This window comes from Rhizobium sp. P40RR-XXII, assembly GCF_012641405.1.
In the GTDB taxonomy this organism is placed as follows: Bacteria; Pseudomonadota; Alphaproteobacteria; order Rhizobiales; family Rhizobiaceae; genus Rhizobium.
Window position 1 is genome coordinate 36,558 of record NZ_JABAII010000024.1, and the last position, 23,170, is coordinate 59,727.

General features: G+C 60.4%; 28 protein-coding genes. 13 read left to right on the top strand and 15 right to left on the bottom strand.

The genetic code is table 11. The features are described 5' to 3' along the window. Positions 1-37: 37 nt before the first annotated feature. On the bottom strand, positions 38-574 hold the full coding sequence (locus tag HGP16_RS30190) for a GNAT family N-acetyltransferase (RefSeq protein WP_168843629.1): 537 nt from the start codon (positions 572-574) through the stop codon (positions 38-40). A 307-nt stretch (positions 575-881) separates the two neighbouring features. On the opposite strand from HGP16_RS30190, the gene HGP16_RS30195 reads away from it, so the two are divergent. The 3 genes from HGP16_RS30195 to HGP16_RS30205 all read left to right on the top strand — a co-directional run bounded on the left by HGP16_RS30195 (position 882) and on the right by HGP16_RS30205 (position 2,341). Continuing rightward, positions 882-1,205, top strand: a complete 324-nt coding sequence (locus tag HGP16_RS30195) for a helix-turn-helix transcriptional regulator (protein WP_168843630.1) — start codon at positions 882-884, stop codon at positions 1,203-1,205. A gap of 38 nt (positions 1,206-1,243) precedes the next feature. After that, a complete protein-coding gene (locus HGP16_RS30200; protein WP_168843631.1) occupies positions 1,244-1,687 on the top strand; it encodes an SRPBCC family protein in 444 nt (147 codons plus the stop codon). Between the two features lie 159 nt (positions 1,688-1,846). After that, positions 1,847-2,341, top strand: a complete 495-nt coding sequence (locus HGP16_RS30205; protein ID WP_168843632.1) for a CreA family protein — start codon at positions 1,847-1,849, stop codon at positions 2,339-2,341. Positions 2,342-2,648: 307 nt separating this feature from the next. Here the strand turns inward: HGP16_RS30205 and HGP16_RS30210 are convergent, their stop codons facing one another. Beyond that, positions 2,649-3,113 carry a chemotaxis protein CheW gene (locus HGP16_RS30210; RefSeq protein WP_168843633.1) on the bottom strand — a complete coding sequence of 155 codons (465 nt, stop codon included), beginning with the start codon at positions 3,111-3,113 and terminating at the stop codon, positions 2,649-2,651. A 449-nt stretch (positions 3,114-3,562) separates the two neighbouring features. Here HGP16_RS30210 and HGP16_RS30215 point away from each other — a divergent pair, with 449 nt between their 5' ends. Genes HGP16_RS30215 through HGP16_RS30225 form a run of 3 tightly spaced genes read left to right on the top strand, consistent with a single transcriptional unit; the run spans position 3,563 to position 6,220 of the window. Continuing rightward, positions 3,563-4,165: an SCO family protein gene (locus tag HGP16_RS30215; RefSeq protein WP_168843634.1), complete on the top strand. Its 603-nt coding sequence runs from the start codon at positions 3,563-3,565 to the stop codon at positions 4,163-4,165. 7 nt (positions 4,166-4,172) lie between these two features. Continuing rightward, a complete protein-coding gene (locus HGP16_RS30220; protein ID WP_168843635.1) occupies positions 4,173-5,321 on the top strand; it encodes an NAD(P)/FAD-dependent oxidoreductase in 1,149 nt (382 codons plus the stop codon). Between the two features lie 20 nt (positions 5,322-5,341). Beyond that, entirely contained in the window at positions 5,342-6,220 is an 879-nt protein-coding gene (locus HGP16_RS30225; RefSeq protein ID WP_168843636.1) for a 50S ribosomal protein L11 methyltransferase, read from the top strand. 219 nt (positions 6,221-6,439) lie between these two features. Here the strand turns inward: HGP16_RS30225 and HGP16_RS30230 are convergent, their stop codons facing one another. Next, on the bottom strand, positions 6,440-6,580 hold the full coding sequence (locus HGP16_RS30230; RefSeq protein ID WP_168843637.1) for a hypothetical protein: 141 nt from the start codon (positions 6,578-6,580) through the stop codon (positions 6,440-6,442). Between the two features lie 342 nt (positions 6,581-6,922). On the opposite strand from HGP16_RS30230, the gene HGP16_RS30235 reads away from it, so the two are divergent. Then, positions 6,923-8,758 (top strand): aminopeptidase P family protein, encoded by a 1,836-nt coding sequence (locus HGP16_RS30235; RefSeq protein ID WP_168843638.1) that lies wholly within the window; start codon positions 6,923-6,925, stop codon positions 8,756-8,758. A 50-nt stretch (positions 8,759-8,808) separates the two neighbouring features. Here the strand turns inward: HGP16_RS30235 and HGP16_RS30240 are convergent, their stop codons facing one another. Then, on the bottom strand, positions 8,809-9,120 hold the full coding sequence (locus tag HGP16_RS30240) for an AzlD family protein (RefSeq protein WP_168843639.1): 312 nt from the start codon (positions 9,118-9,120) through the stop codon (positions 8,809-8,811). 2 nt (positions 9,121-9,122) lie between these two features. Next, positions 9,123-9,845: an AzlC family ABC transporter permease gene (locus HGP16_RS30245; protein ID WP_168843640.1), complete on the bottom strand. Its 723-nt coding sequence runs from the start codon at positions 9,843-9,845 to the stop codon at positions 9,123-9,125. 232 nt (positions 9,846-10,077) lie between these two features. Between HGP16_RS30245 and HGP16_RS30250 the strand changes: the two genes are divergently transcribed. Further along, positions 10,078-10,347, top strand: coding sequence for a DUF2164 domain-containing protein (locus tag HGP16_RS30250; protein WP_168843691.1), 270 nt, complete (start codon positions 10,078-10,080; stop codon positions 10,345-10,347). A 12-nt stretch (positions 10,348-10,359) separates the two neighbouring features. On the opposite strand, the gene HGP16_RS30255 is transcribed toward HGP16_RS30250, so the two are convergent. The 3 genes from HGP16_RS30255 to panC all read right to left on the bottom strand — a co-directional run bounded on the left by HGP16_RS30255 (position 10,360) and on the right by panC (position 12,901). Then, positions 10,360-11,106: an aminoglycoside phosphotransferase family protein gene (locus tag HGP16_RS30255; protein ID WP_168843641.1), complete on the bottom strand. Its 747-nt coding sequence runs from the start codon at positions 11,104-11,106 to the stop codon at positions 10,360-10,362. A gap of 96 nt (positions 11,107-11,202) precedes the next feature. Continuing rightward, positions 11,203-12,024 (bottom strand): 3-methyl-2-oxobutanoate hydroxymethyltransferase, encoded by an 822-nt coding sequence (gene panB, locus HGP16_RS30260; RefSeq protein WP_168843642.1) that lies wholly within the window; start codon positions 12,022-12,024, stop codon positions 11,203-11,205. Between the two features lies 1 nt (position 12,025). Beyond that, positions 12,026-12,901, bottom strand: a complete 876-nt coding sequence (gene panC, locus HGP16_RS30265) for a pantoate--beta-alanine ligase (protein WP_168843643.1) — start codon at positions 12,899-12,901, stop codon at positions 12,026-12,028. A gap of 234 nt (positions 12,902-13,135) precedes the next feature. Between panC and HGP16_RS30270 the strand changes: the two genes are divergently transcribed. Next, complete coding sequence (locus tag HGP16_RS30270) at positions 13,136-14,521, top strand: hypothetical protein (protein ID WP_312862838.1); 1,386 nt, start codon at positions 13,136-13,138, stop codon at positions 14,519-14,521. Between the two features lie 6 nt (positions 14,522-14,527). Here the strand turns inward: HGP16_RS30270 and HGP16_RS30275 are convergent, their stop codons facing one another. The 4 genes from HGP16_RS30275 to HGP16_RS30290 all read right to left on the bottom strand — a co-directional run bounded on the left by HGP16_RS30275 (position 14,528) and on the right by HGP16_RS30290 (position 18,598). Beyond that, a complete protein-coding gene (locus tag HGP16_RS30275; RefSeq protein WP_168843645.1) occupies positions 14,528-15,613 on the bottom strand; it encodes a glycosyltransferase family 4 protein in 1,086 nt (361 codons plus the stop codon). An 81-nt stretch (positions 15,614-15,694) separates the two neighbouring features. Next, positions 15,695-16,318, bottom strand: a complete 624-nt coding sequence (gene pncA, locus HGP16_RS30280; protein WP_168843646.1) for a bifunctional nicotinamidase/pyrazinamidase — start codon at positions 16,316-16,318, stop codon at positions 15,695-15,697. A gap of 109 nt (positions 16,319-16,427) precedes the next feature. Then, positions 16,428-17,711, bottom strand: a complete 1,284-nt coding sequence (locus HGP16_RS30285; RefSeq protein WP_168843647.1) for a sugar MFS transporter — start codon at positions 17,709-17,711, stop codon at positions 16,428-16,430. A gap of 272 nt (positions 17,712-17,983) precedes the next feature. Continuing rightward, positions 17,984-18,598 carry a TetR/AcrR family transcriptional regulator gene (locus tag HGP16_RS30290; protein WP_168843648.1) on the bottom strand — a complete coding sequence of 205 codons (615 nt, stop codon included), beginning with the start codon at positions 18,596-18,598 and terminating at the stop codon, positions 17,984-17,986. Positions 18,599-18,769: 171 nt separating this feature from the next. On the opposite strand from HGP16_RS30290, the gene HGP16_RS30295 reads away from it, so the two are divergent. Continuing rightward, positions 18,770-19,507 carry an SDR family oxidoreductase gene (locus tag HGP16_RS30295; protein ID WP_168843649.1) on the top strand — a complete coding sequence of 246 codons (738 nt, stop codon included), beginning with the start codon at positions 18,770-18,772 and terminating at the stop codon, positions 19,505-19,507. A gap of 39 nt (positions 19,508-19,546) precedes the next feature. Here HGP16_RS30295 and HGP16_RS30300 read toward each other — a convergent pair whose 3' ends face one another. After that, a complete protein-coding gene (locus tag HGP16_RS30300) occupies positions 19,547-20,467 on the bottom strand; it encodes a LysR family transcriptional regulator (RefSeq protein ID WP_168843650.1) in 921 nt (306 codons plus the stop codon). A gap of 106 nt (positions 20,468-20,573) precedes the next feature. On the opposite strand from HGP16_RS30300, the gene HGP16_RS30305 reads away from it, so the two are divergent. Further along, positions 20,574-21,299: an SDR family oxidoreductase gene (locus HGP16_RS30305; protein ID WP_168843651.1), complete on the top strand. Its 726-nt coding sequence runs from the start codon at positions 20,574-20,576 to the stop codon at positions 21,297-21,299. Positions 21,300-21,310: 11 nt separating this feature from the next. Then, entirely contained in the window at positions 21,311-21,661 is a 351-nt protein-coding gene (locus HGP16_RS30310) for an Atu4866 domain-containing protein (protein ID WP_168843652.1), read from the top strand. A 75-nt stretch (positions 21,662-21,736) separates the two neighbouring features. On the opposite strand, the gene gstA is transcribed toward HGP16_RS30310, so the two are convergent. Further along, the gene (gene gstA / locus HGP16_RS30315; protein WP_168843653.1) at positions 21,737-22,372 is read right to left on the bottom strand and encodes a glutathione transferase GstA; all 636 of its coding nucleotides are present in this window, start codon (positions 22,370-22,372) and stop codon (positions 21,737-21,739) included. A 149-nt stretch (positions 22,373-22,521) separates the two neighbouring features. On the opposite strand from gstA, the gene HGP16_RS30320 reads away from it, so the two are divergent. After that, a complete protein-coding gene (locus tag HGP16_RS30320; protein WP_168843654.1) occupies positions 22,522-22,884 on the top strand; it encodes a winged helix-turn-helix transcriptional regulator in 363 nt (120 codons plus the stop codon). Here HGP16_RS30320 and HGP16_RS30325 read toward each other — a convergent pair. Beyond that, positions 22,864-23,148 (bottom strand): GIY-YIG nuclease family protein, encoded by a 285-nt coding sequence (locus HGP16_RS30325; RefSeq protein ID WP_168843655.1) that lies wholly within the window; start codon positions 23,146-23,148, stop codon positions 22,864-22,866. The two genes, HGP16_RS30320 and HGP16_RS30325, sit on opposite strands and share 21 nt — an antisense overlap. Positions 23,149-23,170 lie beyond the last annotated feature (22 nt).

Sequence of the window (23,170 nt, forward strand, 5' to 3'; positions counted from 1 at the left end):
GCATGGCGGCGGAATCGTAATCCGCCGCCCTTATCGCTCAGAATTTCAGCCGCGCCATCGTGAATGCATCGACATACTCGCTGTTGCGGAATGCGAAGGCGCGCAAACGGCCCTCGGTTTCGAACCCGAATTTTTCGTAGAGCCGGATGGCCGGTGCGTTGTCGACGTAGACGCTCAGCTCCAGACGCTTGATCGCAAGCCAGTTGTCGGCGGTATCGACGAGGGCGCCCAACAGTGCCGACCCAATGCCGCAGCCCGTAAAATCGTCATGCACGCCCATACCGATATTGCCGGTGTGAATCCGCCGGCCGGCAAGGCGGTTCAGGCCGGCATTGCCGACGACCTGCCCGTTTACCTCCGCGACAAGGCGTGTTGAGTCTGGGGCGGGTTTTTCCAGCCATCCCCGCGTTTCCTCGAGGCTTTGAAAGGGCAGGCGCAAGGTGCCGGCGCGGAAACCGGGGAGATTGGCGATCGCCGCAATTGCTTCGGCATCCGACGGCCGCGTTGCGCGAATCTCGATCGGACCGATTTTGCCCGGTCGTCGCTTGCTTGGGTCGTCTTGGTCGGAATTCATGGGCTCTCCTTTGATGTCAAGGGGAGGAGAGCAAGGAGGCTTCAACCCTGCTCGCCTCGGCAGGGTTGAGATGGATCGCGGTTAGCTCAGCGCAACACAGTTTCCACTCGCCCTGCAAGGGGGGAGATGATGTGAAGGTGCATCGTGACGGTGCGGTTTGCGATCATGCGCGAATGATCCGATGCGGTGGCGCTATTGTCAATCATTCCAGGCGGAATTCCCTCTGCTTGCCTTCCATCGGCAACTTGACAGGCAACCATCTAGTTGCCTATATATAACAAATAGGCAACTAGATGGTTCCGTATCCGTGAATGATGATGCAGTTTTCAAGGCGCTGGCGGATGCCAGCCGGCGGCAATTGCTCGACAGGCTCTACGAGCGCAACGGGCAGACCCTGAGCGCACTTTGCGAAGATCTGGAGATGTCCCGCCAGGCTGTGGCCAAGCACCTTGCCATTCTGGAAGAGGCCAACCTGGTCTCCTCGGAGAAGCATGGCCGCGAGAAGCTGCATTTCATCAACGCGGTGCCGATCAACGGTATTGCCGAGCGCTGGATCAGCAAGTTCGAACGCCGTCATCTGGGCGCGCTTTCGGCCTTGAAGAAAGCGCTGGAAGAGGAGGGCGGTCAGTAACCGCGACAGGCACAGATATTCAAACAAGGAGAAATGACATGGCTGAAAGCAAATTCGTCTACGTCACCTTCATCCGCACCACGCCGGAGAAGCTCTGGTCGGCGCTGACCACGCCGGAATTCATCAAGCAATATTGGTTCGACATGGTCCATGACACGGAGTGGAAGGTCGGTGCGCCATGGAAAATGCTCTTTCCGGATGGTCGCGTCGCCGACACCGGAGAGATTGCGGAATTCGATCCGCCTCGCCGGCTGGCTTTCAAATGGCGCAACGAATTTCGCCCCGAGTTGAAAGCCGAGGGCTGGTCGCGCTGCGTAATGGAATTGGAGCCCGCGGATAACGCCGTGAAGCTGACCGTCACCCATGCGATCGATGTGGAGAACTCCAAGTTCATCGAGGCTGTTTCGGGCGGCTGGCCTAAAATTCTGTCGAACCTCAAGTCGCTGCTGGAGACCGGAGCCGTTACGATCAGCCAGAAGTAAGCTGCAACGCCTCAAGTTTTCGTTGGGACGCCGGCGCTTTGGCGGTGGCGTCCCGGCTGCATCCGATACGGATTGCCGGCCTTATCTTGCATCGTTCATCGGCCACCTTACCTTAGCCATGCCGCTTCGCTCCCCGCGGCCGCTGTTGGAGGATGATTGATGCGTTCACCGAAATTGCTTGCCGCCATTGCCGCGTCTCTTCTGGCCATGGCGCCCGTTTCCGCTTCCGCCGAGGTCGTCGGTAAGGTCGGCGTGGATTGGACGGGCAATGACATTCTGGTCGATGCCGTGCCGGACCCGGAAGTCTCCGGCGTGACCTGCCATGTGACCTATTTCGATCGCAGCGTCATCGACCGGCTGCGCAAGGGCAACTGGTTCGAGGATCCCTCCAACAATTCCATCGCCTGCCGCCAGACCGGACCGATCGAAATCGGCGATATCAACCTGTCGCAAGGCGGCGAGGAGGTGTTTCGCGCAGGATTGTCGCTCATCTGGAAAAAGCTGGTCGTCACCCGGATCTACGACAAGAAGAACGACACGTTGATCTACCTCATCCATTCACGCCAGCTAGTGGACGGTTCGGCCAAGATGGCGATTTCGACGATACCCTTGTTTGGTCAACAGGTTACATGGAAGAAGGGCAAGCCCAACTAAAGCGGACCGCGACTTTGCATGAGGTGCTTCGTCGTTACCAGGATACCGCAATCACAACTCGCGAAGAGGTAATACCAAAAAAAGTCATACTCTTGGGTTGTCGAATTGCTTCTGGTTGCTTTCGGTTTGCATCTTTTTGATGCAATTTTGAAAGCGAACACGGAGGCGACTCTTGCCCCTGTTCACGGCCTGCTAGACCGGCATCATTGGCTACACCCCTGCCAAAGCCGGTTACATGAAAAACGATCGCCCTGGAGCCGAGCTTCAGGGCGATCTTCTTTCAGGACCAACTTCTAACTTATTGAAATCAGGCCGCTTGGGCCAGCTGATCCGCGATAACCGTATCGAGGTTGAGGAAGCAGACCATGGTCTTTTCCAGTGCCACGATGCCGCGGCAGAAGGCGCGCTGTGCTTCCGGGACGATTTCCGGCGCCGGCTGCAGGTCTTCGCTCTTGATCGACATCATGTCCGAGACCTGCTCGACCAAAAGGCCGACGAGCTTGCCGGCAATGTCCGTGACGATGATGGCCGAACGCTCGGATGGCTCCGTCATCTTCATGCCGAGGCGGCAGGCCATGTCGATGACCGGGATCACTGCGCCGCGCAGGTTGATGAGGCCGAGCACGTAAGGCGGCGTATGCGGCATCGGCGTCACCGGCGCCCAGCCGCGGATTTCGCGGATGGCCATGATATCGATGCAGAATTCCTGATCGCCGAGGTGGAAGGAGACGATTTCCAGATAGGCGCCCGATTGCGTGATGGCGTTCGTCATGTTCGAGGACTTCCCGATTGGCATCGCCGGCAAGCGACGCTCGCGATTGAAAAAGAGATCGGCTGGAGCGGCTTGGGCAGCGGCAGCATCCGGTGCTTCGGCGCGAAAACGCCTGGCTTTCCGGCGGGCGTCATGCCCTTCTGAAACAAAGAGTTTGCCGCGTTTCGGGCGGCGGGCGAAGTCGAGTTCGACCTTTGAAAGAGATGTTGGCGCGGACAGGTTAGGATTGGTTTAACATGATCGCAGATTTTGTTTCGCCGAGCCTGAGTGAAGCCAAGAAACAAAGCAAGCAAGGCTTGGGAAACCCCAAAGCGCATGCTGCGACGATTTCGGTCCCTTGCGAACATCTTCTTGAATTGCGTCCTCCACGTCGAGCCGTTACATCGGCTGGAGGGCGGATCGCGCTGCCTGTCGAGTGCGGTCGCCGGAAATGATGAGGAAAGGCAGTCATGAGAAACGTGCGGATTGCGATTTGGGTGGCGGTGTTGATCGTGGCCGGAATATTGGGCTGGCTGAGCTTTGGTGGAGGCAAGTCGCCCGAGGTGGCGGCATCCGGTCCCTATGGCGTGCCTTTCACGCTCGTTTCTCAAAGCGGTCAGCCGATCAGCGAACAGGCGTTTCGCGGCAAGCCGTCGGCCATCTTCTTCGGCTATACGCATTGCCCGGATGTCTGCCCGACGACGCTGTTCGAGCTGAACGGCTGGCTGCAGAAGGTCGATCCCGATGGCAGCAAACTCAACGCCTATTTCGTAACCGTCGATCCCGAGCGTGATACGCCCGCCGTGATGGATCAGTATGTCTCCAATGTGTCGAAGCGGATTACCGGCATTTCCGGCGATCCCGCCAAGGTGATGGACATGGTCAAGGGATTCCGCGTCTACGCCAAGAAAGTGCCGGCGGACGAAAAGCAGCCGAACGGCGACTATACGATGGATCACACGGCTTCCGTATTCCTGCTGGATTCGGCAGGCCGCTTTGCCGGAACCATCGCCTATGAAGAAGACCCGGACGTGGCGACGAAGAAGCTGGAGAACCTGATCAAGAAGGGATAGGGCCTGCATGGGCGAGGGGCGTGGCGAACAGGGAAAATCCAGATCCATCCTGATTGCAGGGGCAGGGCCGGTCGGCCTGACCGCCGCGCTTGAACTCGCCCGACGCGGCTATAGGCCCCGCATCGTCGACGATGGCGCCGGCCCGACACCCACGGAAGAGAGCCGGGCGCTCGGTGTCAATGCCCGCACGCTGACGTTGCTGTCTCCCTCCGGCGTTGCAGAACGCATCCTCGCCGCCGCCCAGCCGATCGAGCGCTTTCGCGTCCGCTCGGACGAGAAAATCCTTGTCCAATTGGATACCCGAGAGGTGAAGGGCCGCTTCAGCGCAATTCAAGCCTTGTCGCAGGGCGCCACCGAGTGCCTGTTGATGGAGGCGCTTTCGGCCTACGGCATCTCACCCGAATGGCAGACGGCCGTGGTTGCGGAAGCCATATCGGACTTCCGGAAGCCGGAGGTCACACTGCGCCGGAGCGACGGCATGCCGGAGACGGTGCGACCGGATATCCTGATCGGTGCCGACGGCGCGCATTCGGCCGTTCGCAAGGCGATGGGCGCCGGCTTCCCGGGCGAGGCTCTGGAGGCCTATTTCTATCTTGCCGATTTTCGCTATGCGGAGCCGGTCGATACCCATTACGGCGAAATCTCGCTCTTCGATCCCGGCATGATTGGGCGCCTGCCTGTTGCGGCCGAGATCCTCCGCTATATCTCGACGCTGGAGGATTTCGAAAGCCGCATCGTCCATCCGGCCACCATTGCACAGAGGACCTGGGCTTCGCAGTTTCGCATCAGTTTCCGTCATGTCGAGCCGATGGCGAAAGGGAATGTCTTCCTGGCCGGCGATGCCGCGCATATCCACTCGCCAGCCGGCGCACGCGGCATGAATCTCGGCATCGAAGATGCCTGCTGGCTTGCCTGGCTCATTGCGGAAGGCCGCGAACAGGAGTATTCGGCCTTGAGAATTCCCGCCGTGACGCTGGTATTGAAGCAGACCTACGGCCTGACGCGACTGGTGACCATGAGAAATCCGCTGGCAATTGCGGCGCGCAATTTGTTTGCGCCGCTATTCCTGCGCTTTCGCCCGGCGCGTCGGACGTTGCTTCGAAGCGTTGCCGGTTATGATACGCCGAGACCACCCTGGATCGACTGGGCCGAATAAGAACGAGAAAGAGCGACGAGTTGAGCGAAATCCGCCTTTATGTAACGACGACCGAGAAAAAGGCCGCGCAGGTCCTGGATCTGATGACGCCGGTATTCGAAGACGAAGAATTGCCGATCGCAACGACGGAAATCGACGAAAAGAACGACATCTGGGAAGCGTCGATCTATCTCTATGCCGTGGATGAAGAGGAAGTGCGCGGTCGTTTTGAAGCGCTTCTGAAGCCCACCTTCGCCGAACTCCCCATTCAAAAGGAAGTACTTCCGGACATCGACTGGATTGCCAAGTCGCTGGAAGGGCTGAAGCCGGTTCGCGCCGGCCGCTTCCTCGTGCATGGTTCGCATGACCGCGACAAGGTCGGCCCCAGCGATATCGCCATCGAGATCGAGGCCGGACAGGCCTTCGGCACCGGCCATCATGGGACGACGGCGGGCTGCCTGGAGACGATCGAGAAGGTTCTCGTCAGCCGCCGCGTGCGCAACGCGCTCGATCTCGGCACCGGCAGCGGCGTGCTGGCGATCGCCGTGCGCAAGCTGCGCAACATTCCGGTTCTGGCGACGGATATCGACCCTGTCGCCGTTCGCGTCGCCCGGGAAAATGTCCGCAGCAACGGGATTGCCTCGGGTATCGCGCTGGAGACGGCGCCGGGCTTTCATTCCACGGCCTTTTCCCGCCATGGACCGTTCGATCTGGTCATCGCCAATATTCTGGCGCGCCCGCTCATCAAGATGGCACCGCAGCTCGTGGCACATCTGGCGCCGGGTGGCTCGGTCATCCTATCGGGTATCCTGGCGGAGCAGCGCTGGAAGGTGCTGGCTGCCTATAACGGCGCGAACATGCGCCATGTGCGCACGATCTGGCGCAACGGCTGGGTCACAATCCATCTCGACCGGCCTTGAGCCGGTCGCTTCCCGCTATCCCAATCGCAGGTAATAAGATCGCAGGTAATAAAAAAAGGCGGTGCCGAGGCACCGCCTTGAAGATCGGCTTTCACCGATCTTGCCCGCGAGCGTGTGGAGGAGGAGTGCTCAAGCGGGCTCTAGCGCTCTGGTCACGATCCGGAAGGGAGGAGGAGAACCGGATTGCGATCGATATAGAACGCGTAGCTCGTAAATTTCTTAGCGGCGACCGCCGCGGCTTGCGCCGATTGCCTTCGAGGTTTCGACTTCGAGCTGACGAAGCGAACCGACGGAGTGGCGTACGGTGCGACGCTCGCCAGCCAGCGCCGGGCTAACATATGCGGAGCGGGTGATAGGCATTGTCTTCAAGTCCTTGTTCGAGTGGGTTCGTCGTGAACCCCGTTTGATGCGGCGGATATAGCGACTCGCTCGCCGGCGTGGCAGGGGGGCACTTTCATGGGAGCTATGCGCGATATGCATATTTCGTGCCGTGAAGTTGTCATATTTGATCGGTGATGCTCACGAAATGGGCGGATTCGTTAACGGCAAAGAGGGGAGCTGCGGCACTTGAGAGGGGTCCGATGGCTCGCTGCCGCGCATATCGCCGCTACGACCGAAAATCCCGTCGCGCTTCCGGCCATCATGCTCTAACATACTGGCACCATTCGGTTTCACGGATCTCCATCAGTCTCGGATCAGCTCATGTTTCAGTCTTTCGACGTCACCTCCACTCCGCAATTCGGTCGCGAGCGTGTCGCCGGCTTGCGTGCCGCCTTCGGCGATCTCGGCATCGACGGCTTCCTCGTGCCGCGTGCTGACGAGTATCAGGGCGAGTATGTGCCCAAATGCTCGGAGCGCCTGGCATGGCTCACGGGGTTCACTGGATCGGCAGGTGTTGCGCTTATCACACACTCCCAGGCCGTGGTTTTCGTGGATGGCCGTTATGTGACGCAGCTTGCCGAGCAAGTGGACCAAAGTGTTTTCACCGGCGGCGATCTGGTAAACGAGCCGCCGCATATCTGGTTGCCGCGCCACGCGAAAAAGGGCTTCCGGCTCGGCATCGATCCGTGGCTGCATACGGGCGCGGAAGTACGCCGGCTTGAAAAGGCATTGGCTGAGATCGACGGCAAGCTCGTTTTCCTCCCCTACAATCCGCTCGACAAGCTCTGGACGGACCGGCCGGCCGAGCCGCTTGGCGGCGTCATCATCCAGGATATCGGCCAGGCCGGCGTCCTGGCCAGGGACAAGCTTGCGAAGATCGCAGCCAATCTCAAGGAAAAGAACCTCAAGGCGGTGCTGATTACCGATCCGTCCTCGGTCGCCTGGATCTTCAATATCCGCGGCAGCGACGTGCCGCACACGCCGCATCCCCTGGCGCGCGCCATCATTTACGCGGAAGGCGAGGCCGAACTCTTCCTCGACAAGCGCAAGACGAAGGTCGAAGCGGAGGCTTACCTCACGCAGATCTGCAAGCAGCTGCCGCCGTCCGAACTCGTCAAGCGACTGGGAGGGGCGGCTGCAAATAGCGGGCGAATCCTGATCGATCCGGATCTCGCCTCCTATGCCCTGACGGATATCGTTCGTCAGCAGGGCGGCGAAGTCGTCGAGGGCAATGACCCCGCCAAGCTGCCGCGCGCCTGCAAGAATGCCGCTGAAATCAATGGATCGGCCGCCGCCCATCTGCAGGATGGCGCCGCCATGGTCGAATTTCTTTACTGGCTGGAGACGAGCAAGCCGGGGACGGTGACGGAAATCGGCGCGGCTGAACGGCTGGAAGCCTGCCGCGCCCGCGTCGGCGAAAGCATGCAGAACCCGCTGAAGGACATCTCCTTCGATACGATCTCCGGCGCCGGCGAGCATGCGGCCATCATGCATTACCGCGTGACGACAGCGAGCGACCGGCTGATCCAGGCCGGCGAACTGTTTCTCATCGATTCAGGCGCGCAATATATCAACGGCACGACGGATATCACCCGCACCGTCGGTATCGGTGCCGTCTCAGAAGAGCAGAAGCGTCTCTTCACGCTGGTGCTCAAGGGAATGATCGCCATCAGCACGGCGCGTTTCCCGAAGGGCACGCGTGGCTGCGATCTCGATCCACTGGCGCGTATTGCCCTCTGGAAGGCGGGCGTCGATTTCGCCCATGGCACGGGCCACGGCGTCGGCTCCTATCTTTCGGTGCACGAGGGGCCGCAGCGCATCGCGCGCCTTGCGGTGCAAGAGCTGCTTCCCGGCATGATCCTTTCCAACGAGCCCGGCTATTATCGTCCGGGTCACTTCGGCATCCGCATCGAAAACCTGATCTATATCCGCGATCCGGAGGAGATCGAGGGCGGCGACATGCCGATGCTGGGTTTCGAGACCTTGACCTTCTGCCCGATCGATCGCGGCCTGGTTCTGGTCGAGCTGCTGACGCATGAAGAGCTAAATTGGCTGAACGACTATCACGCGAAGACGCGCGAGGCGCTGATGCCGCTGATCCATGATCACGACGTCCGGGCATGGCTGGAAAACGCCACGCTCGCGCTCAGTCACTGAGAAACACGAACCCCATCCCGCTTCGAAACGGGATGGGGTCTTTTCGGGTCTCAAGCGCCGATGGAATGGCGCCACGCCATGACGACGATCCATCCTGCGACCAGCATATAGGTCGAGGGGTAGCGCAGCCCGACGAGAAGGGCCGCGAGCATCGCCACCTTGGTATCCCAGCCGCCGATGAAAAAGGCGGGGGCGACGAGGGTCGTCAGCACGGCGGCGGGCACGGCATTCAACGCGGCTTCGACGCGCGGCGGAATGCGGGTCATCTTGACGATCAGGATATAGCCGCCGATGCGCGTCAGGAAAGTCACCACAGCGGCTGCGGCAATCAGCACGACCATATGCGGATTGAAATCGAGCATGGTCAGACCTCGTGGCTTTCGTGCGCGATATCCGGCTTGCGATTCGCCTTTACCGGCGGCAGCATTGCAGCGAGTGCGACGCCTGCCAATGCACCGATGCTGACATGCCAGGGCGAGCCGACATAGCGATGGGCGATGGCTGATGCGACTGCGCTGACGGCGACGACCGGCAGAAAGTTGTCGCGCGTGCGGAAGCCCATGACGATGCCTAGGAAATAGACCGGCAGCAGGATATCGAGACCGATGGCCTTCGGGTCGCCGATCAAGCTGCCGAGAAGGCCGCCGATCAGGCTGATCAGCACCCAGGGAACATAGATCACCGCGGCAAAGCCGATATACCAGGCGAAGCTCACGGTCTTGCCGCTCTCATGGCGCTTGATCGTCTCGGCGAATTGCGGATCGACCAGCAGGAAGAAGGTGAAGAACTTCTCCACCGCCGAAAAATGCCTGATATAGCGGGCGATCGCCGCCGAATAGAGGACGTGGCGGAAGTTCACCGCCAGGATCGACAGCACGATGAGCCAAGCCTGGACATGGTTGCCGAAGAGGTCCAGCCCGACCATCTGGCTGGCGCCGGCATAGACGGTGCCGCTCATCAGGGTCAACTCGCCGAGCGACATGCCTTGGTCGCGCGCCAACGCACCGAACAGGGCGCCGAAAGGCGCTGCGGCGAGGCCGACGGGAATGCCGCCCTTCAATCCGTCAAGAAATTCCGCGCGACTCATGGTCCGCTCTGTCCTTCGTGGAAAAACCGGCTTTGCTCCGGATGCGGTGTCGAGGGCGCGGATCCCGCATGGGGAACGACGACGTTGCACCCTTGCGCATTTGCTTCCGCGCTGTTCAATGGCGGGACGTGTAAGCCGTGTGCGCCGGGCCAGCAATTGAATTTACTTGATGGATCAATTGATTTCTTTGATCCAGCGCTTTGAGACCGCTCACAAAATGAGAGATGAACAGATGAAGAAGATCACCTTTTCGAAGGAGGAGAAGGCAGCCATGGTCGCGCGCCTTCAGCGCTATTTCGCTGATGAACTGGACCAGACGCTCGGCTCGTTGCCCACCGAGTTCCTGCTCGATTTCTTCACCGCCGAGTTCGGGCCGTATTATTACAATCAAGGTCTTCGGGATGCCCATGCCGCATTGGTAAGCAAGATGGAAGACTTCGGTGAGGCAATCTATCTGCTGGAGAAGGAAGAGAGCGTCCATTCCCGGTCGGCGAAGCCGTAAGGCGATATACGCTCAATCCGGTGAGTTACGGCTGATCATCTTCATAAGGTTGTCCGCTTCATCCGAAACGCCCTCGGACAATCGCGCCGCCGCGACGTAAGGAAGCCAACCCAAAATGGCGGCACGGTTTTCATCGCCGTAGGCATCGAGGTAGGCCGCCGCCAGGCCGTTGTCATAGGAATGTATAAGAACATAGCTCCGGCAGACATCGGCAAAGGGATCTCCGCAGCAAGCATCGAGCCAATCGATCACGGTTACCCGCTCGAGCGATCCGAGCACATTCCACGGATGAAAATCGCCATGGCAAAGCCTGTCGCCATCCGGCAAGCGATGAAGCCTAAACAAGAGATGCTGTCGCTGGGCTTCGTTCAATTGCACGGCGCGCTCAATGTCACGATGCAAGCGCGATTTCAGAGCAGGAAGACCAACCCCGCTGTGTTCATGGATTTTTCGATGCGTAGCTGCCAAAACATTCAGATGGGCTAGTGCCTGCAATGGCTTTTGGGCGATCGCGTCACCAAAGGTTCGGCCCTCGACGCGTGTCATGACCAAGCCCCAGCGACCTTCAAACTCGCCAACACTTCGGACTCTTGGAGCATTGACTTCCAAGTTCTCCAGGATTGCGAGGGTCGCCGCTTCCCGAAAAGCCGCGGCCTTCGATGCGTCGACCTTCCATAATTTCAGGACCAGCTCGCCGTATTCATAGACTTCCGCCTCCTTGCCGGCCCCAAGGAGGCTTCCACGTTCGCTGGAGATCATCGCGCTAACCTCGTTCAGATCGTTGCCCGAAGGCATTCTATCGAACATTCGAGCCGAAGAGCAAAACTGGCCGCGGATAAGTTGGCAGCTATTTGGCTACTTCTTCGGTTGAAACGTATGCTCAATAGCCGGGAAGGTGCGGGCCTTCACTTCCTCGGCATAGGCTTCCACGGCCTTTGAGACCAGGGGCGCCAGCTCCGCGAAATGCTTGACGAAGCGCGGCTTGAAATCATTGAAGAGGCCGAGCATGTCGTCGGAAACGAGGATCTGTCCGTCGCAGGCGGCCGATGCGCCGATGCCGATGGTGGGAATGGCGACGGCGGCGGTGATCTCGCGTGCGAGCGGTTCGACCGTGCCTTCGATCACCATTGCGAAGGCACCGGCCTCGGCGACCGCCATGGCGTCGCGCCGGATCTTGTCTGCCTCCTTGTCCGAGCGGCCGAGCGAGCGATAGCCGCCGGTGGTATTCACCTGCTGCGGCATGAGCCCGACATGGCCGAAGACCGGAATGCCGCGAGAGGTGAGAAACGCCACGGTTTCGGCCATTTCCTCGCCACCCTCCAGCTTCACGCCATCGCAGCCAGTTTCCTTCAGGACGCGCGCGGCGTTGCGGAAGGCCTGCTCCTTCGATTCCTGGTAGGAGCCGAAGGGGAGGTCGACGATGACGCAGGCGTGCTTGGCACCACGCACGACGGCCTGGCCGTGGGCGATCATCATATCGAGCGTAACGCCGACGGTCGTTTCCATGCCGTAGAGCACCATGCCGAGGGAATCACCGACCAGAAGCAGGTCGCAATGCGGATCGAGCAGGCGGGCAATCGGCGTCGTATAGGCCGTCAGGCTGACGATCAGACGCGTACCCTTCATGGTTTCGATCGCAGCGGGCGTGATGCGCTTAGTGTGTCCAACGGTGCTCATCTCAGGCGGCCTTTTCGTTGTTTGATGGCTTGCGGCCGATGACCTGGTTGTCAAGCAGGCGAGTGGTGCCGATGCGTACGAAAAGCGCGATCAGAATGGGCCGGCCCTGCAAGCTCGTCAGCGGCTCCAGCGTATCGGGATCACGAACGGCGGCGACTTCCGCTGTTGCCAGCGGCTCCTTTTCGATGAAAGTGCGCAGGGCCTCCTCGAGGGCGGCGGGATCGTCCGCGCCGAGATCGTAGAGCCGCTCGGCTTCCGCCAGCGTCTTCGGCACGATAACGGCGGCTGCGCGCTCCTCTTTCGAGAGATAGACGTTGCGCGAGGAGAGAGCCAGCCCATCCATATCGCGAACGGTCGGCACCGGCACGACACGAACGGGCTGCGCGAGGTCCTCGACCATGCGGCGGATAATCGCCACCTGCTGATAGTCCTTCTCGCCGAAATAGGCGCTGTCGGGCTGGACGATATTGAAGAGCTTGGTGACGACCGTGGCAACACCGGCGAAATGGCCGGGGCGAACCGCGCCCTCCAGTTCCGCCCCAAGCTTCGGCACGTCGACGACGGTCTCCATCGGGCGCGGATACATGTCGGCGACAGCGGGTGCGAAGAGGAAATCGACGCCGGCGTCGCGTAGCATCGCGCCGTCGTGCTCGATATCGCGCGGATATTTCGCCAGATCCTCATTGGCGCCGAACTGCAGCGGATTGACGAAGATGGAGGTAACGACGATGCCGTTCTCGGCCCTGGCGCGGGAGACCAGTTCCATGTGGCCGGCATGCAGGTAGCCCATTGTGGGAACCAGGCCGATGCGCCTGCCAGCCGCGCGATGTTCGCCGAGCCGTTCCCGCAGGGCGGCTATCGTATTGATGGTCTCCATGATGCTCCTCCCCGGACGCGCCGCCCGGTGCATGTCCGTCTTTCGTCTTTTAATTTTGGCGGCTCTTCTAACGTGTGCGGTGCAAAAAGGCAATTCAAGGCCGCTGGCCCTGCCTGCGCCGGTTCGGCCGTCCACCGGCGATAGTTACTTTTCGGGCTGGTACGATAACTATCCTTTCGAAGGATTAGCGGTTTCCTCAATCTTTTGCTGTTAGCTGCCTGAATGGCGAAGATCGTGGCATTGGCTGCATATTTCTATCAGGCGGCGGTGGCTTTTGGGCTGCTGATCGCTGTCGCGCATTTGCTGGCTCCGGCGGATTACGCAGCCTATTCGCTGTTCATCTCGATCAGCCAGTTCGCGGCGATTTTCTGTTTCGAATGGGTTCGCTTTGCTTGCAGCCGTTTCTATCCGGGGCAGGGTCCTGGAAGTGAAGCGCTGGAGCGAAAGGCACTCACGATGGAGTTTGCGGCGTGCTCGGCAATTTGCCTGATTGCCGCGTCCGCTTCGATCTTCTTTTCTGTTTCGGCGGAGATTGCCGTGCTCGGCGGCTTGGTCGCGATCTTCCAGGGCGGCAGCGACCTGCATCTCACCATGTTGCGCTTTCGTCAGGAGTTTCGTGTTTTCTCGCGGCTGCAGGGTTCACGCGCCACCATTCTCGCAGCCGGCACGCTCGCGGGTGCTGCCGTTGCCCCCAATTTCACTTGCACCGTCATAGGTCTGATGGCCGGTTATATCGCTTACGGTTTATTGGCTGTGTTTCTGACCCGTGACAGCCTGCGCGAGGCGGCACCCTTCGAGCCGTCGTTGATCCGCAAGCACTTCGTTTATGGCAGCGTTGCCGCCAGCGCCTCCGTTATCGGCATGCTGACGCCGCTGGGATTGAAATCCATCCTCACGGCCACATTGGGAGCGGGGGCCGCCGCCGGTGCGCTGCTGGCGCTCGACCTGCTGCAACGGCCCTTCGTGCTGATCGTCTCCGCCCTGCAGGCCATTCAATATCCCGATGTCGTCACGACCTATGATCGCGACGGGGCGACGCCTGTTTTTGCCAAGCAGCTTGGGGAATATTACTCGCTGCTGACCGGCCTTACACTCATGACGGCTGCCGGTATCTTCGCGTTGCTGCAGCCGGTCGGCCAATTGGTGATCGCCGCCGGTTTGCGCAACGAATTTCTTGCCGTTGCCCCCTTCGTCATCGGTCTTGCGACATGCCGCGCCCTGACCGCCAACATGATGCCGACGCCGGCGCATCTGCAGCATCGGCTGCTGACGATCTTCCTGCTCGCAGCGCTGGATTGCGTATTGCTGAACGCCGGCACGCTTATCGGCGGTTACCTCGGCTCTTTCGGCGATGCTGCTCTTATGGCCGGTGGCATGATCGGCGCGCTCTGCGCCACGGCGATCGGCGTCAAGGTGATGATGTCCCTTGCCTTCGATTTCGTCTGGCCGCCGGTGGTCTTCTCCGCCATTGGTCTTGCGGTGCCGGTACTGGCGACGACCGGTTTCGGCTGTTCGCTCTGGATATCGGTGGCGGTCGGTGTCGCCGGCGGCGCGCTCTTTTGCCTGCTTGGCCTCTATAGCTACTTCGTCACCATGTTCCGGCCGCAGGCCCGATCGTGAAGTCTCTCAGAGATCTTCGAGAATAGAGAGCACGCGGTCGGCGCTGCCGTCCCAGGAGAAACGCGTGACGTTCTCGTGGCCACGCCGCCGCAGATCCTGGCGTAGCCCGTCGTCCGTTGCGATCCTTCGCATGGCGGTGATGAGTTCATCCTGTTGGAAAGGGTCGAAATAGAGCGCGGCATCGCCCGACGCCTCGCGCACGGCGGGGATATCGGCCGCGAGCACCGGACAGCCCTGCGTCATCGCTTCCAGGGGCGGGATGCCGAAGCCTTCATAAAGGCTCGGGAAGACGAAGGCGGTGGCATGTCGCTCCAGCGCGGCGATTTCCGCATCCGTAAGCCTGCCGGGAAAGAGCAAGCTGTCGTTCGATTGCTGGCCTTCCGATTTGAAGACGGTCGGCGCGGAGCCGCCGACGACCACGAGCTTCTGGTTGTCATCCTTGAGCGCCTTGAAAGCGCGGATGGCGAAATCGAGGTTCTTGTTCGGCTTCATCGTTCCCACAAGCAGGAAGAAGCCGTTCGTCTTCAGGTCAAGCCGGTGCATCACGGCGTTGTCCGGCTCGATGGCGGCGAAGTGATCGACGGCATTGTAGACGACGTCGATGCCGGCCGAGGGAACCCGGAACACCGAGGCCAGTTCCTGTCGCGAGAATTCGGAGACGGTGCCGATCTTGGCGGTGCGCGTCAGCACCGTGCCAAGCGCACCGTGCAGCAGGCGGTAGCTGCGCTTGAAGGATTGCGGATGGCGGAAGATCGTCACGTCGTGGATGACGACCGCCTGGCGGCGATGCAGCAGCGGGCCGCTGCCGCCGAAGCCGATAAGCCGGCTGCCGCGCGAGCGCGAAAGCAACGATGTTTGCTCCCAGACGTGACCGGGACCGGAACCGAAACTATCGATTTCGATGGTGGAGAGCCTTATATCGATGGGTGTATTGCGTGGTACGGCCAGACGCCAGCGCGCGCCTTTCAGCGAGGCGGGCAGGGCGCCTGAGGAGATCTTGCGGTCGAGCGCCAGGGTGAGCTCGCGCGCGAAGCGCTGCACGCCCGACAAGGACTGGCCAAGGAAACGCCCATTGATGACAATCGACTGCACGCTAAGGGTCCCGATATCTTACTGATCAGGACTAGCTTGCACCATTTTGTTTAGAGAAGGTTTAGCCCGGTCGACGCGATTTTAGGCAAGCGCATCCTTGCTGCTGATGACCGCGACACCATGGGCTCGCATATCGTCGACCGCCGCCTTGACACCGGCCGGGTCGATGCCTCGGCTGGCATCCTCAATGAAGCGAACGGTGACGCCGGGCAGCATTTCGACGGCGTCGAGCGCCGAGAACTTCACGCAGTAATCGGTCGCCAGCCCGCAAAGATCGAGCTCCGTGACGCCCTTATTGCGCAAATAGGCGGCCAGTCCGGTAAGGGCTGTCTGATCGTTGTCACGGAAAGCGGAATAGCTATCGACCGCGGGGTTCTGGCCCTTTTGCTGGATAAAATCGACGGCCGCGACATGGAGGCCGGGATGGAATTCGGCATCTTTAGTGTTCTGGACGCAGTGGTCGGGCCACATCATCTGCGGCTTGCCTGATAGCGTACCCATTTCGAAGGGCTTCTTGCCGGGATGGGAGGAGGCGAAGCTGCCGTGGCCAGCCGGATGCCAGTCCTGCGAAGCGACAACCAGATCGTATTTGCGGCTGTCGATGAGCTCGTTGGCGATGGGCACCACCTGATCTCCATCCGGCACGGGGAGATTTCCGCCGGGGCAGAAGCCGTTTTGGATGTCGATGAGCAGCAGTGCTTTCATGAGGCCAGTCCTTCAGGTTTGTTGTGCCGCACGATGCCAAGCGGCGCGCCTCGGATCAAGCCCTTTGCGCTCCGCTGGAAAACCGGCGGAGCGCAAAGCCTAGTCAGTCTCAGGCCGGCTTGTGGCCCTTGAGCCCGTAGAAGGCGATATAGACGTAGCAGATGATCGGCATCAGGAAGGCGAGATGAATGCCGATGGTATCGGCGAGGCCACCCTGGATGACCGGCAGGATGGCGCCGCCGACAATGGCAAGGCACAAAATGCCCGAACCCTGGCTCGTATATTTGCCGAGGCCGTGCAGCGCCAGGCTGAAGATCGTCGGGAACATGATCGAGTTGAACAGGCCGATCGCCAGCACGGACCACATGGCGACATGGCCCGTTGTCAGCACGGTGACCACGAGCAGGATGATGACTGCAGCGGCGTTGAAGGCAAGCGCCTTGCCGTCATCGATATGACGCATGATCAGCGAGCCGATGAAGCGTCCGATCATGGCGCCGCCCCAGAAGTAAGAGACGTAGTGGGCGGCATCGGCTTCGGAGAGATGCGCGATATCGGGCTGACTCAGGAAGTTGACGAGGAAGCTGCCGACGCTGACTTCGGCGCCGACATAGAGGAAAATGCCAACGGCGCCGAGCACGAGGTGGCGGTACTGCCAGGCGGAACCGCCGCCGCGCATCGGCTCGACCGTTTCCTCGTCTTCGACCTCGGGCAGCTTCAACGCAGCAAAGACCGCTGCGAGCACCAGGAAGGCGGCCGCGAGGAGCAGATAGGGGAACTTGACCGCGCCGGCTTCGGCAAGCCTGATGGCATCGAGCTGTTCCGGGGTAGCGTTAGCGGCTGCAACGGTTGCGGCAGACAGGATCAGCATCGCGCCGAAGTAAGGTGCGATCGTCGTGCCGAGGGAGTTGAAGGCCTGCGTCAGGTTCAGTCGGCTGGCTGCCGTATCCGGCGGTCCCAATACGGTGACATAGGGATTTGCGGCCACCTGCAGGATTGTGATGCCGGTGGCGAGCACGAAGAGCGCGCCCAGGAAGAGCGCATAAACGCGATAGCTGGCGGCGGGGATGAACAGGGCGCAGCCGACTGCCGCGATGGTAAGGCCGACGACGATGCCCCACTTGTAGGTGATGCGCTTCACGATCGCTCCAGCCGGCAGAGATACGATGGAGTATGCGCCGAAAAAGCAGAGCTGGATGAGCATCGCTTGAGTGTAGTTGAGCTGAAAGACGCTCTTCAGGTGCGGGACCAGAATATCGTTCAGGCAAGTGATGAAGCCCCACATGAAAAAGAGTGAGGTGAGTGCGATAAGCGCGAATTGGTAACTGCCCTGGCCTTGGCGTGCGGATGCACGGGCGCTGGTGGGCGCAGAGCTTGTTGCTGAGCCAGCCACTTTTTATCCTCGGTTCTTGTTGTTGCCAGGCTTCGAGATTCGACCCGGGCGAAAAGCCCGAACGGGCCGGAAGGACTGGCAGCGGCTTGCCGAGACGCCCGCAAGAAGCACGGAATCCCGAAGCCGCTTAAATCGATATAATCGATTGGATCATTATTGGTAGCTTGCTAGGAATGCGGATTTTGCAATGCAGCAATGCGGTTTGCAGCAAAGGCTGAAGACATCGAGCGAAGCAATTCAGCCTCCCTTACGGCGCGTCTGATCCGCAGGCATCAGCCCTTGTTGGCTAGATAGCCGAACACGGCGCGCTTCACGCGAAGCGCCAATTGACCTTTATCTCCGTCACCGTGTTCTCCGGCGGCGTCGACCATTCCCTTGATGATCGCCACCACGTCGCGGCTTGCAACATCGATATCGGCCTGCGGCGGCAGGTCCGGTCGCCGAAGCGTTGCGCGCGTGAGTTCGAAGAACCGCATCTTCACTCGTTCCGTAGTGTCGTCGAGCGGCAGGCGTGCTTCCTCAAAGTCGAGCAGGCGGGCAAGAGCCGGCCGGCGAAGCTGCTGCTCGACGCAGGGGAGGATGAGTGCCGACAGGGCTTGACTGCCGGTGGGCTGGTCGGTTGCGCTTTCCGCATCCTCGACGAGGCGGCTCGTTTCTCTGAGGATCAAGGCTCCGATCAGCGCATCCTTGCGTGGAAAATATTGATAGAGCGAGCCGACGCTGACACCGGCCTTCTCCGCCACCGCATTGGTGGAAAAGGCTTCATGGCCGCGCTCTTCCAAAATGCGAGCCGCAGCCTCGACAATTGCCTCGACGGTCGCGAGCGAACGGGCTTGCTTCGGTGTTTTTCTCGGCGCCGGGCGGCTCTTCAGAGGGCTCTCGGACATGTTCCTGGAATGCGAGTGGTAAAAAGCGAATTATCGCTCATATTACAGGTCGTAGCCCAACGAAACAAGCGTTCCAGCAACATCCGGAGATTGAAGTCCCCGGCGTGTTCCAGCGCGCATGCGTGCGCGACGCTCGCCGTTCGGGCCGGAAAGACAAATGGAGATAAATGCATGTCCAGCGAAATCAAAACCGCGATCGTCACCGGAGCATCGAAGGGCATCGGTGCCGCCATTGCGGGGCAGCTTGCCGCCGATGGTTTTCAGACCATCGTCAATTACGCATCGAGCATGGGAGAGGCTGAGGACGTCGTCGCCTGCATCGAAGCGGCGGGCGGCCGCGCGATTGCGGTCCGTGCGGATGTGGCCGACGCTTCGGCTGTTGCGGCGTTGTTCGATCGTGCCGAAGCCGAGTTCGGAGAGGTCGATGTGCTCGTCAACAATGCCGGGATCGGCAAATTCTCGCCGTTGGCGCAGGTGAGCGATGAGGATTTTCAACAGCAGATTGCCGTCAACCTCACAGGCACGTTCAACGGAATGCGGGAAGGTGCAAAGCGGGTGAGGGATGGCGGCCGCATCATCAACCTCTCCACGAGCATCATCGGCCATTATTCTCCCGGCAACGGCGTCTATGCGGCGACGAAGGCGGCGGTGGAAGCCATGACGCATACGCTCGCCAAGGAACTCGGCACGCGCGGCGTGACAGTCAATGCCGTCGCGCCTGGACCGATCGCCACGGAACTGTTGTTCAAGGGACGGTCCGAGGAGCTGATCCAGCGGCTGATCAACGATATTCCGCTCGGGCGACTCGGGCTGCCGGAAGAGATCGCCCAGATCGTATCGTTTCTCGCCGGTGCTCAGAGCGGCTGGATCAATGGGCAGATCATCCGCGCGAATGGCGGGCGCAATTGAGGGTGGTGATCGCTCAAGACGGCAAGGGACTTATCCGGTTTACTTGCCGCTTGCCCGTCCTTCGCCGCCGGCGGGAAAGCGCCTGACATGCTCGATCAGCGCGCGAAGCTTCGGAGCAGTGTTTCGGCGGCTCGGATAATAGAGATAGAAGCCCGCGAAGTAGGGGCAATAATCCTCCAGGATCGGCTGCAACTCCCCGCGGCCGATGAAGGGGCGGAAGCTTTCCTCCATTCCAAATGAGATGCCGGCCCCTGCGACGGCGAGCTTGATCATCAGGCCCATGTCGTTGGTGGTGATCGTCGACGGCACCGCGACGCTGAACTCCTTGCCCGCTTCGGCGAATTCCCAGCGATAGGGCGCCGATTTCGGGGAAGGGCGCCAGCCGATGCAGGCATGCCCGGCAAGGTCTGCCGGGTGTGATGGCACGCCGAAGTGTTCGCGATAGGATGGGGCACAGACGGCCAGTTGCCGCTCGGCGCCCGCGATCGGCACGGCGATCATATCCTGCGCGATGACTTCTCCCAGCCGCACGCCCGCGTCATAGCCTTCGGCGGCGATGTCGAATTCCTCGTCCGTGACGGTGATATCAAGCTCCACCTTGGGATATTGGTGGACGAAGCCGGCGAGGAGCGGCCCTGCCAGAAAACGTTCGGCAATCGAGGAGACCGCAAGCCTCAGACGTCCGCGCGGAAGCTCCGTCAGCGCCTTGGTCCCCTCCAGTGCCGCGCGCATGTCCGCCACTGCCGGAGCGACCCTCTCATAGAGCCGCTCGCCGGCTTCGGTGAGGCTGACGCTCCGCGTCGTACGGAGCACAAGCGCGATGCCGAGATTTTCCTCAAGGCGACGGATCGTCTGGCTGACGGCGGAACGCGTCACGCCGAGCCGCGTCGCCGCAGCCCGGAAGCTCCGTTCCTCCGCAACGAGCGCAAAAACGGCAAGCGCATTCAGATCCGGCTCCATTGGTTATTTTTTCTTTCCAATCTGGCAAGGGAATGATGGCTTATCGAAACAATAGCTGACCCTTACAGTCAAGGCCTCATGACATAGACCAAGAAAGGATGAGGTCGTGCCGATTGATAAGGTCATTCTGATTACTGGGGCTTCGAGCGGGATCGGTGAGGCCATTGCCCGCGAACTTGCCGCCGCCGGCGCGAAAGTGGCGCTGGGCGCGAGGCGGGTGGAACGCCTGGAGGCGCTGGCGGCCGAATTGAGCGCGGCAGGCGGTACCGTGCTCGCCCATCCCCTTGATGTGACGGACCGCCGGAGCTTCGAGGCTTCCGTCAGCGCCGCTCGACAGAAATGGGGACGCGTCGATGTCATCGTCAACAATGCCGGGGTGATGCCGCTGTCGCTGATGGCGTCGCTGAAGGTCGAGGAATGGGACCGGATGATCGACGTCAACATCAAAGGCGTGCTGTATGGCATTGCCGCAGTTCTGCCCGAGATGATCGCGCGCAATTCCGGCCAGATCATCAACATCGCATCGATCGGAGCGCTTGCGGTTTCACCGACCGCTGCGGTCTATTGCGCCACGAAACATGCGGTGCGGGCGATCTCCGATGGACTGCGCCAGGAACACAAGACGTTGCGCGTGACCTGCATCCATCCCGGCGTCGTCGAAAGCGAGCTTGCCGACACAATCACCGATCCCGTCGCCGCCGAGGCGATGAAAACCTATCGCGCCATCGCCTTGAAGCCCGATGCCATCGCCCGCGCCGTGCGCTTCGCCATCGAGCAGCCCGAGGATGTCGATGTCAACGAGATCGTCGTGCGCCCGACGGCCAACACCTAGCGGCGCGAGACATGGCCACAATCCAAAGTCTCACCGTGGCTCTTGCCGCCAGCGCCATATTCATCGTCACATCAGAGGTTTACGCCACCATGAACAACAAGCCCAATGCATCCGCGACCATCCAGCAAAGCCATCCCTATGCCGGCATGTGGGTTACCGCCGATGGCTATGTGCGTCACAATTTGCTGCCGAACGGCCGCTATGACGAAGCGCGCGGCCAGCGCGAAAGCGCCTATCAGGGGCGCTATGAAGTTCGCGGCAATCACATCGACTATTGGGACGATACAGGTTTCACCGCCGATGGAGATTTCATCGACGACGTGCTCCATCACGGCGGCATGATCCTCCATCGACAGAAGTAGCATGGTATCAAATCGCGCCATCGCGAGACCGTCTGTGTCTCGCGATGGCATTCCTCTTGCCCGCCGCCGCGGTGGTCAGTCGAATGCCAATCCTTCTTCCACGATGGATTTACGCACGGCATCGCGTTGCCTCATGCGCAGATACCAGGCCTTGAGATGATCGAGTTCATCGAAGTGGATCCCTGCCTTGTAGTAGGATTTCAGCCATGCCGCCTGGCCCCAGCCCGTCAGCGCAAAAAGATAGGCATCGGCAACCGTAAACCTGTCGCCCATCAGGAAGAGGCGGTCGGCAAGATGTGCGTCGATCCATTGATATCGCTTTTCGAGCTTCGGCCTTGCCGTCTCGACATAACCTCCCGCCAGCCGAGCATAGAGAAGCGGAATGAAGCCCTTGTGGATTTCCGTCGACAGGAAGCCGAGCATTTCCTGCAGCTTGTAGCGCGCCATCGTGCCGGCGGCCGGCAACAATCCAGCCTCGGGCTTCAAGTCCGCCAGATATTGGACGATCGCCGGTCCCTCTCTCAGATGATTGCCGTCGGCGAGTTCGAGAACGGGGACATAGCCGTGCGGATTGACGCCGTGAAAATCCAGCCCAGCCTCGGTCTTGTGGCTGGTGTGATCGACCTTGATCAGTTCCACGTCCAGGCCGAGTTCGTTGATGACGATATGGGGCGAGAGCGAGCAGCTTGCCGGCATGTAGTATAGTTTCACTGAAGGTCTCCATGGTGTTTCCAGTGCCAGCCTCCCCTTGGAAGGCTGGCTGCCGAACCAGGTAATCCCTTTGGTATAGAATCGTAAGAACGGAAAAGTTTGACATCTAGGTTCAAAAATTATACCGCCTCAAGCATGAGGAATGCGTGATGAAAAAGACCGTGACCGGTTGCTCTGTCGAGGAGGCGATGCATTTGCTGGGAGGCCGCTGGCGGCTGCTGATCGTCTCCTATCTGGTCGACGGACCCAAGCGCTTCAACGAGCTGCGACGGCTGATGCCTGGCATTTCGCAGAGAATGCTGACGCTTGACCTCCGCGCGTTGGAGGAGGCAGGCCTTATCCGGCGCACGGTCTATCCGACTGTTCCTGTGAAGGTCGAATATTCGCTGACGAAGGATGGGACCCGGCTGGAGAAAGTGGTGGCCGTGGTCAAGGAGTTCGGGCTGTGGCTGAAGGATCGGGATGCGCGATTGCTCGGGGAGCATGAGACGTCACCAGAGCTCGTAGTATAAATCCCGCCAATCGGGGTTGGTCTTTTCAATCAGCTCGATCTTCCACTGGCGATACCAGCGTTTCAGGGATTTCTCCCGCTGTATGGCTGAAACGATGTCCGCGTGGTCTTCATACCAGACCAACCGCGTGCACCCATATTTCCAAGCGAAGCCGGGTGTCAGGCCTTCACGATGCTTGTAGATGCGGCGTTCGAGATCGGCAGTGACGCCGATGTACAGCGTACCGCGTTTGTGGTTGGTGATAATGTAAGTATATCCACCCATGCGTGTAGGATGCTGGCGGAGA

What these genes read in the sequence shown, in the direction of transcription:
- HGP16_RS30190 (WP_168843629.1), bottom strand. Translation starts at nt 574, where the DNA reads ATGAATTCCGACCAAGACGACCCAAGCAAGCGACGACCGGGCAAAATC.
- HGP16_RS30200 (WP_168843631.1), top strand. Translation starts at nt 1,244, where the DNA reads ATGGCTGAAAGCAAATTCGTCTACGTCACCTTCATCCGCACCACGCCG.
- HGP16_RS30205 (WP_168843632.1), top strand. Translation starts at nt 1,847, where the DNA reads ATGCGTTCACCGAAATTGCTTGCCGCCATTGCCGCGTCTCTTCTGGCC.
- HGP16_RS30210 (WP_168843633.1), bottom strand. Translation starts at nt 3,113, where the DNA reads ATGACGAACGCCATCACGCAATCGGGCGCCTATCTGGAAATCGTCTCC.
- HGP16_RS30215 (WP_168843634.1), top strand. Translation starts at nt 3,563, where the DNA reads ATGAGAAACGTGCGGATTGCGATTTGGGTGGCGGTGTTGATCGTGGCC.
- HGP16_RS30220 (WP_168843635.1), top strand. Translation starts at nt 4,173, where the DNA reads ATGGGCGAGGGGCGTGGCGAACAGGGAAAATCCAGATCCATCCTGATT.
- HGP16_RS30230 (WP_168843637.1), bottom strand. Translation starts at nt 6,580, where the DNA reads ATGCCTATCACCCGCTCCGCATATGTTAGCCCGGCGCTGGCTGGCGAG.
- HGP16_RS30235 (WP_168843638.1), top strand. Translation starts at nt 6,923, where the DNA reads ATGTTTCAGTCTTTCGACGTCACCTCCACTCCGCAATTCGGTCGCGAG.
- HGP16_RS30240 (WP_168843639.1), bottom strand. Translation starts at nt 9,120, where the DNA reads ATGCTCGATTTCAATCCGCATATGGTCGTGCTGATTGCCGCAGCCGCT.
- HGP16_RS30245 (WP_168843640.1), bottom strand. Translation starts at nt 9,845, where the DNA reads ATGAGTCGCGCGGAATTTCTTGACGGATTGAAGGGCGGCATTCCCGTC.
- HGP16_RS30250 (WP_168843691.1), top strand. Translation starts at nt 10,078, where the DNA reads ATGAAGAAGATCACCTTTTCGAAGGAGGAGAAGGCAGCCATGGTCGCG.
- HGP16_RS30255 (WP_168843641.1), bottom strand. Translation starts at nt 11,106, where the DNA reads ATGATCTCCAGCGAACGTGGAAGCCTCCTTGGGGCCGGCAAGGAGGCG.
- panB (WP_168843642.1), bottom strand. Translation starts at nt 12,024, where the DNA reads ATGAGCACCGTTGGACACACTAAGCGCATCACGCCCGCTGCGATCGAA.
- panC (WP_168843643.1), bottom strand. Translation starts at nt 12,901, where the DNA reads ATGGAGACCATCAATACGATAGCCGCCCTGCGGGAACGGCTCGGCGAA.
- pncA (WP_168843646.1), bottom strand. Translation starts at nt 16,318, where the DNA reads ATGAAAGCACTGCTGCTCATCGACATCCAAAACGGCTTCTGCCCCGGC.
- HGP16_RS30290 (WP_168843648.1), bottom strand. Translation starts at nt 18,598, where the DNA reads ATGTCCGAGAGCCCTCTGAAGAGCCGCCCGGCGCCGAGAAAAACACCG.
- HGP16_RS30295 (WP_168843649.1), top strand. Translation starts at nt 18,770, where the DNA reads ATGTCCAGCGAAATCAAAACCGCGATCGTCACCGGAGCATCGAAGGGC.
- HGP16_RS30300 (WP_168843650.1), bottom strand. Translation starts at nt 20,467, where the DNA reads ATGGAGCCGGATCTGAATGCGCTTGCCGTTTTTGCGCTCGTTGCGGAG.
- HGP16_RS30310 (WP_168843652.1), top strand. Translation starts at nt 21,311, where the DNA reads ATGGCCACAATCCAAAGTCTCACCGTGGCTCTTGCCGCCAGCGCCATA.
- HGP16_RS30320 (WP_168843654.1), top strand. Translation starts at nt 22,522, where the DNA reads ATGAAAAAGACCGTGACCGGTTGCTCTGTCGAGGAGGCGATGCATTTG.
- HGP16_RS30325 (WP_168843655.1), bottom strand. Translation starts at nt 23,148, where the DNA reads ATGGGTGGATATACTTACATTATCACCAACCACAAACGCGGTACGCTG.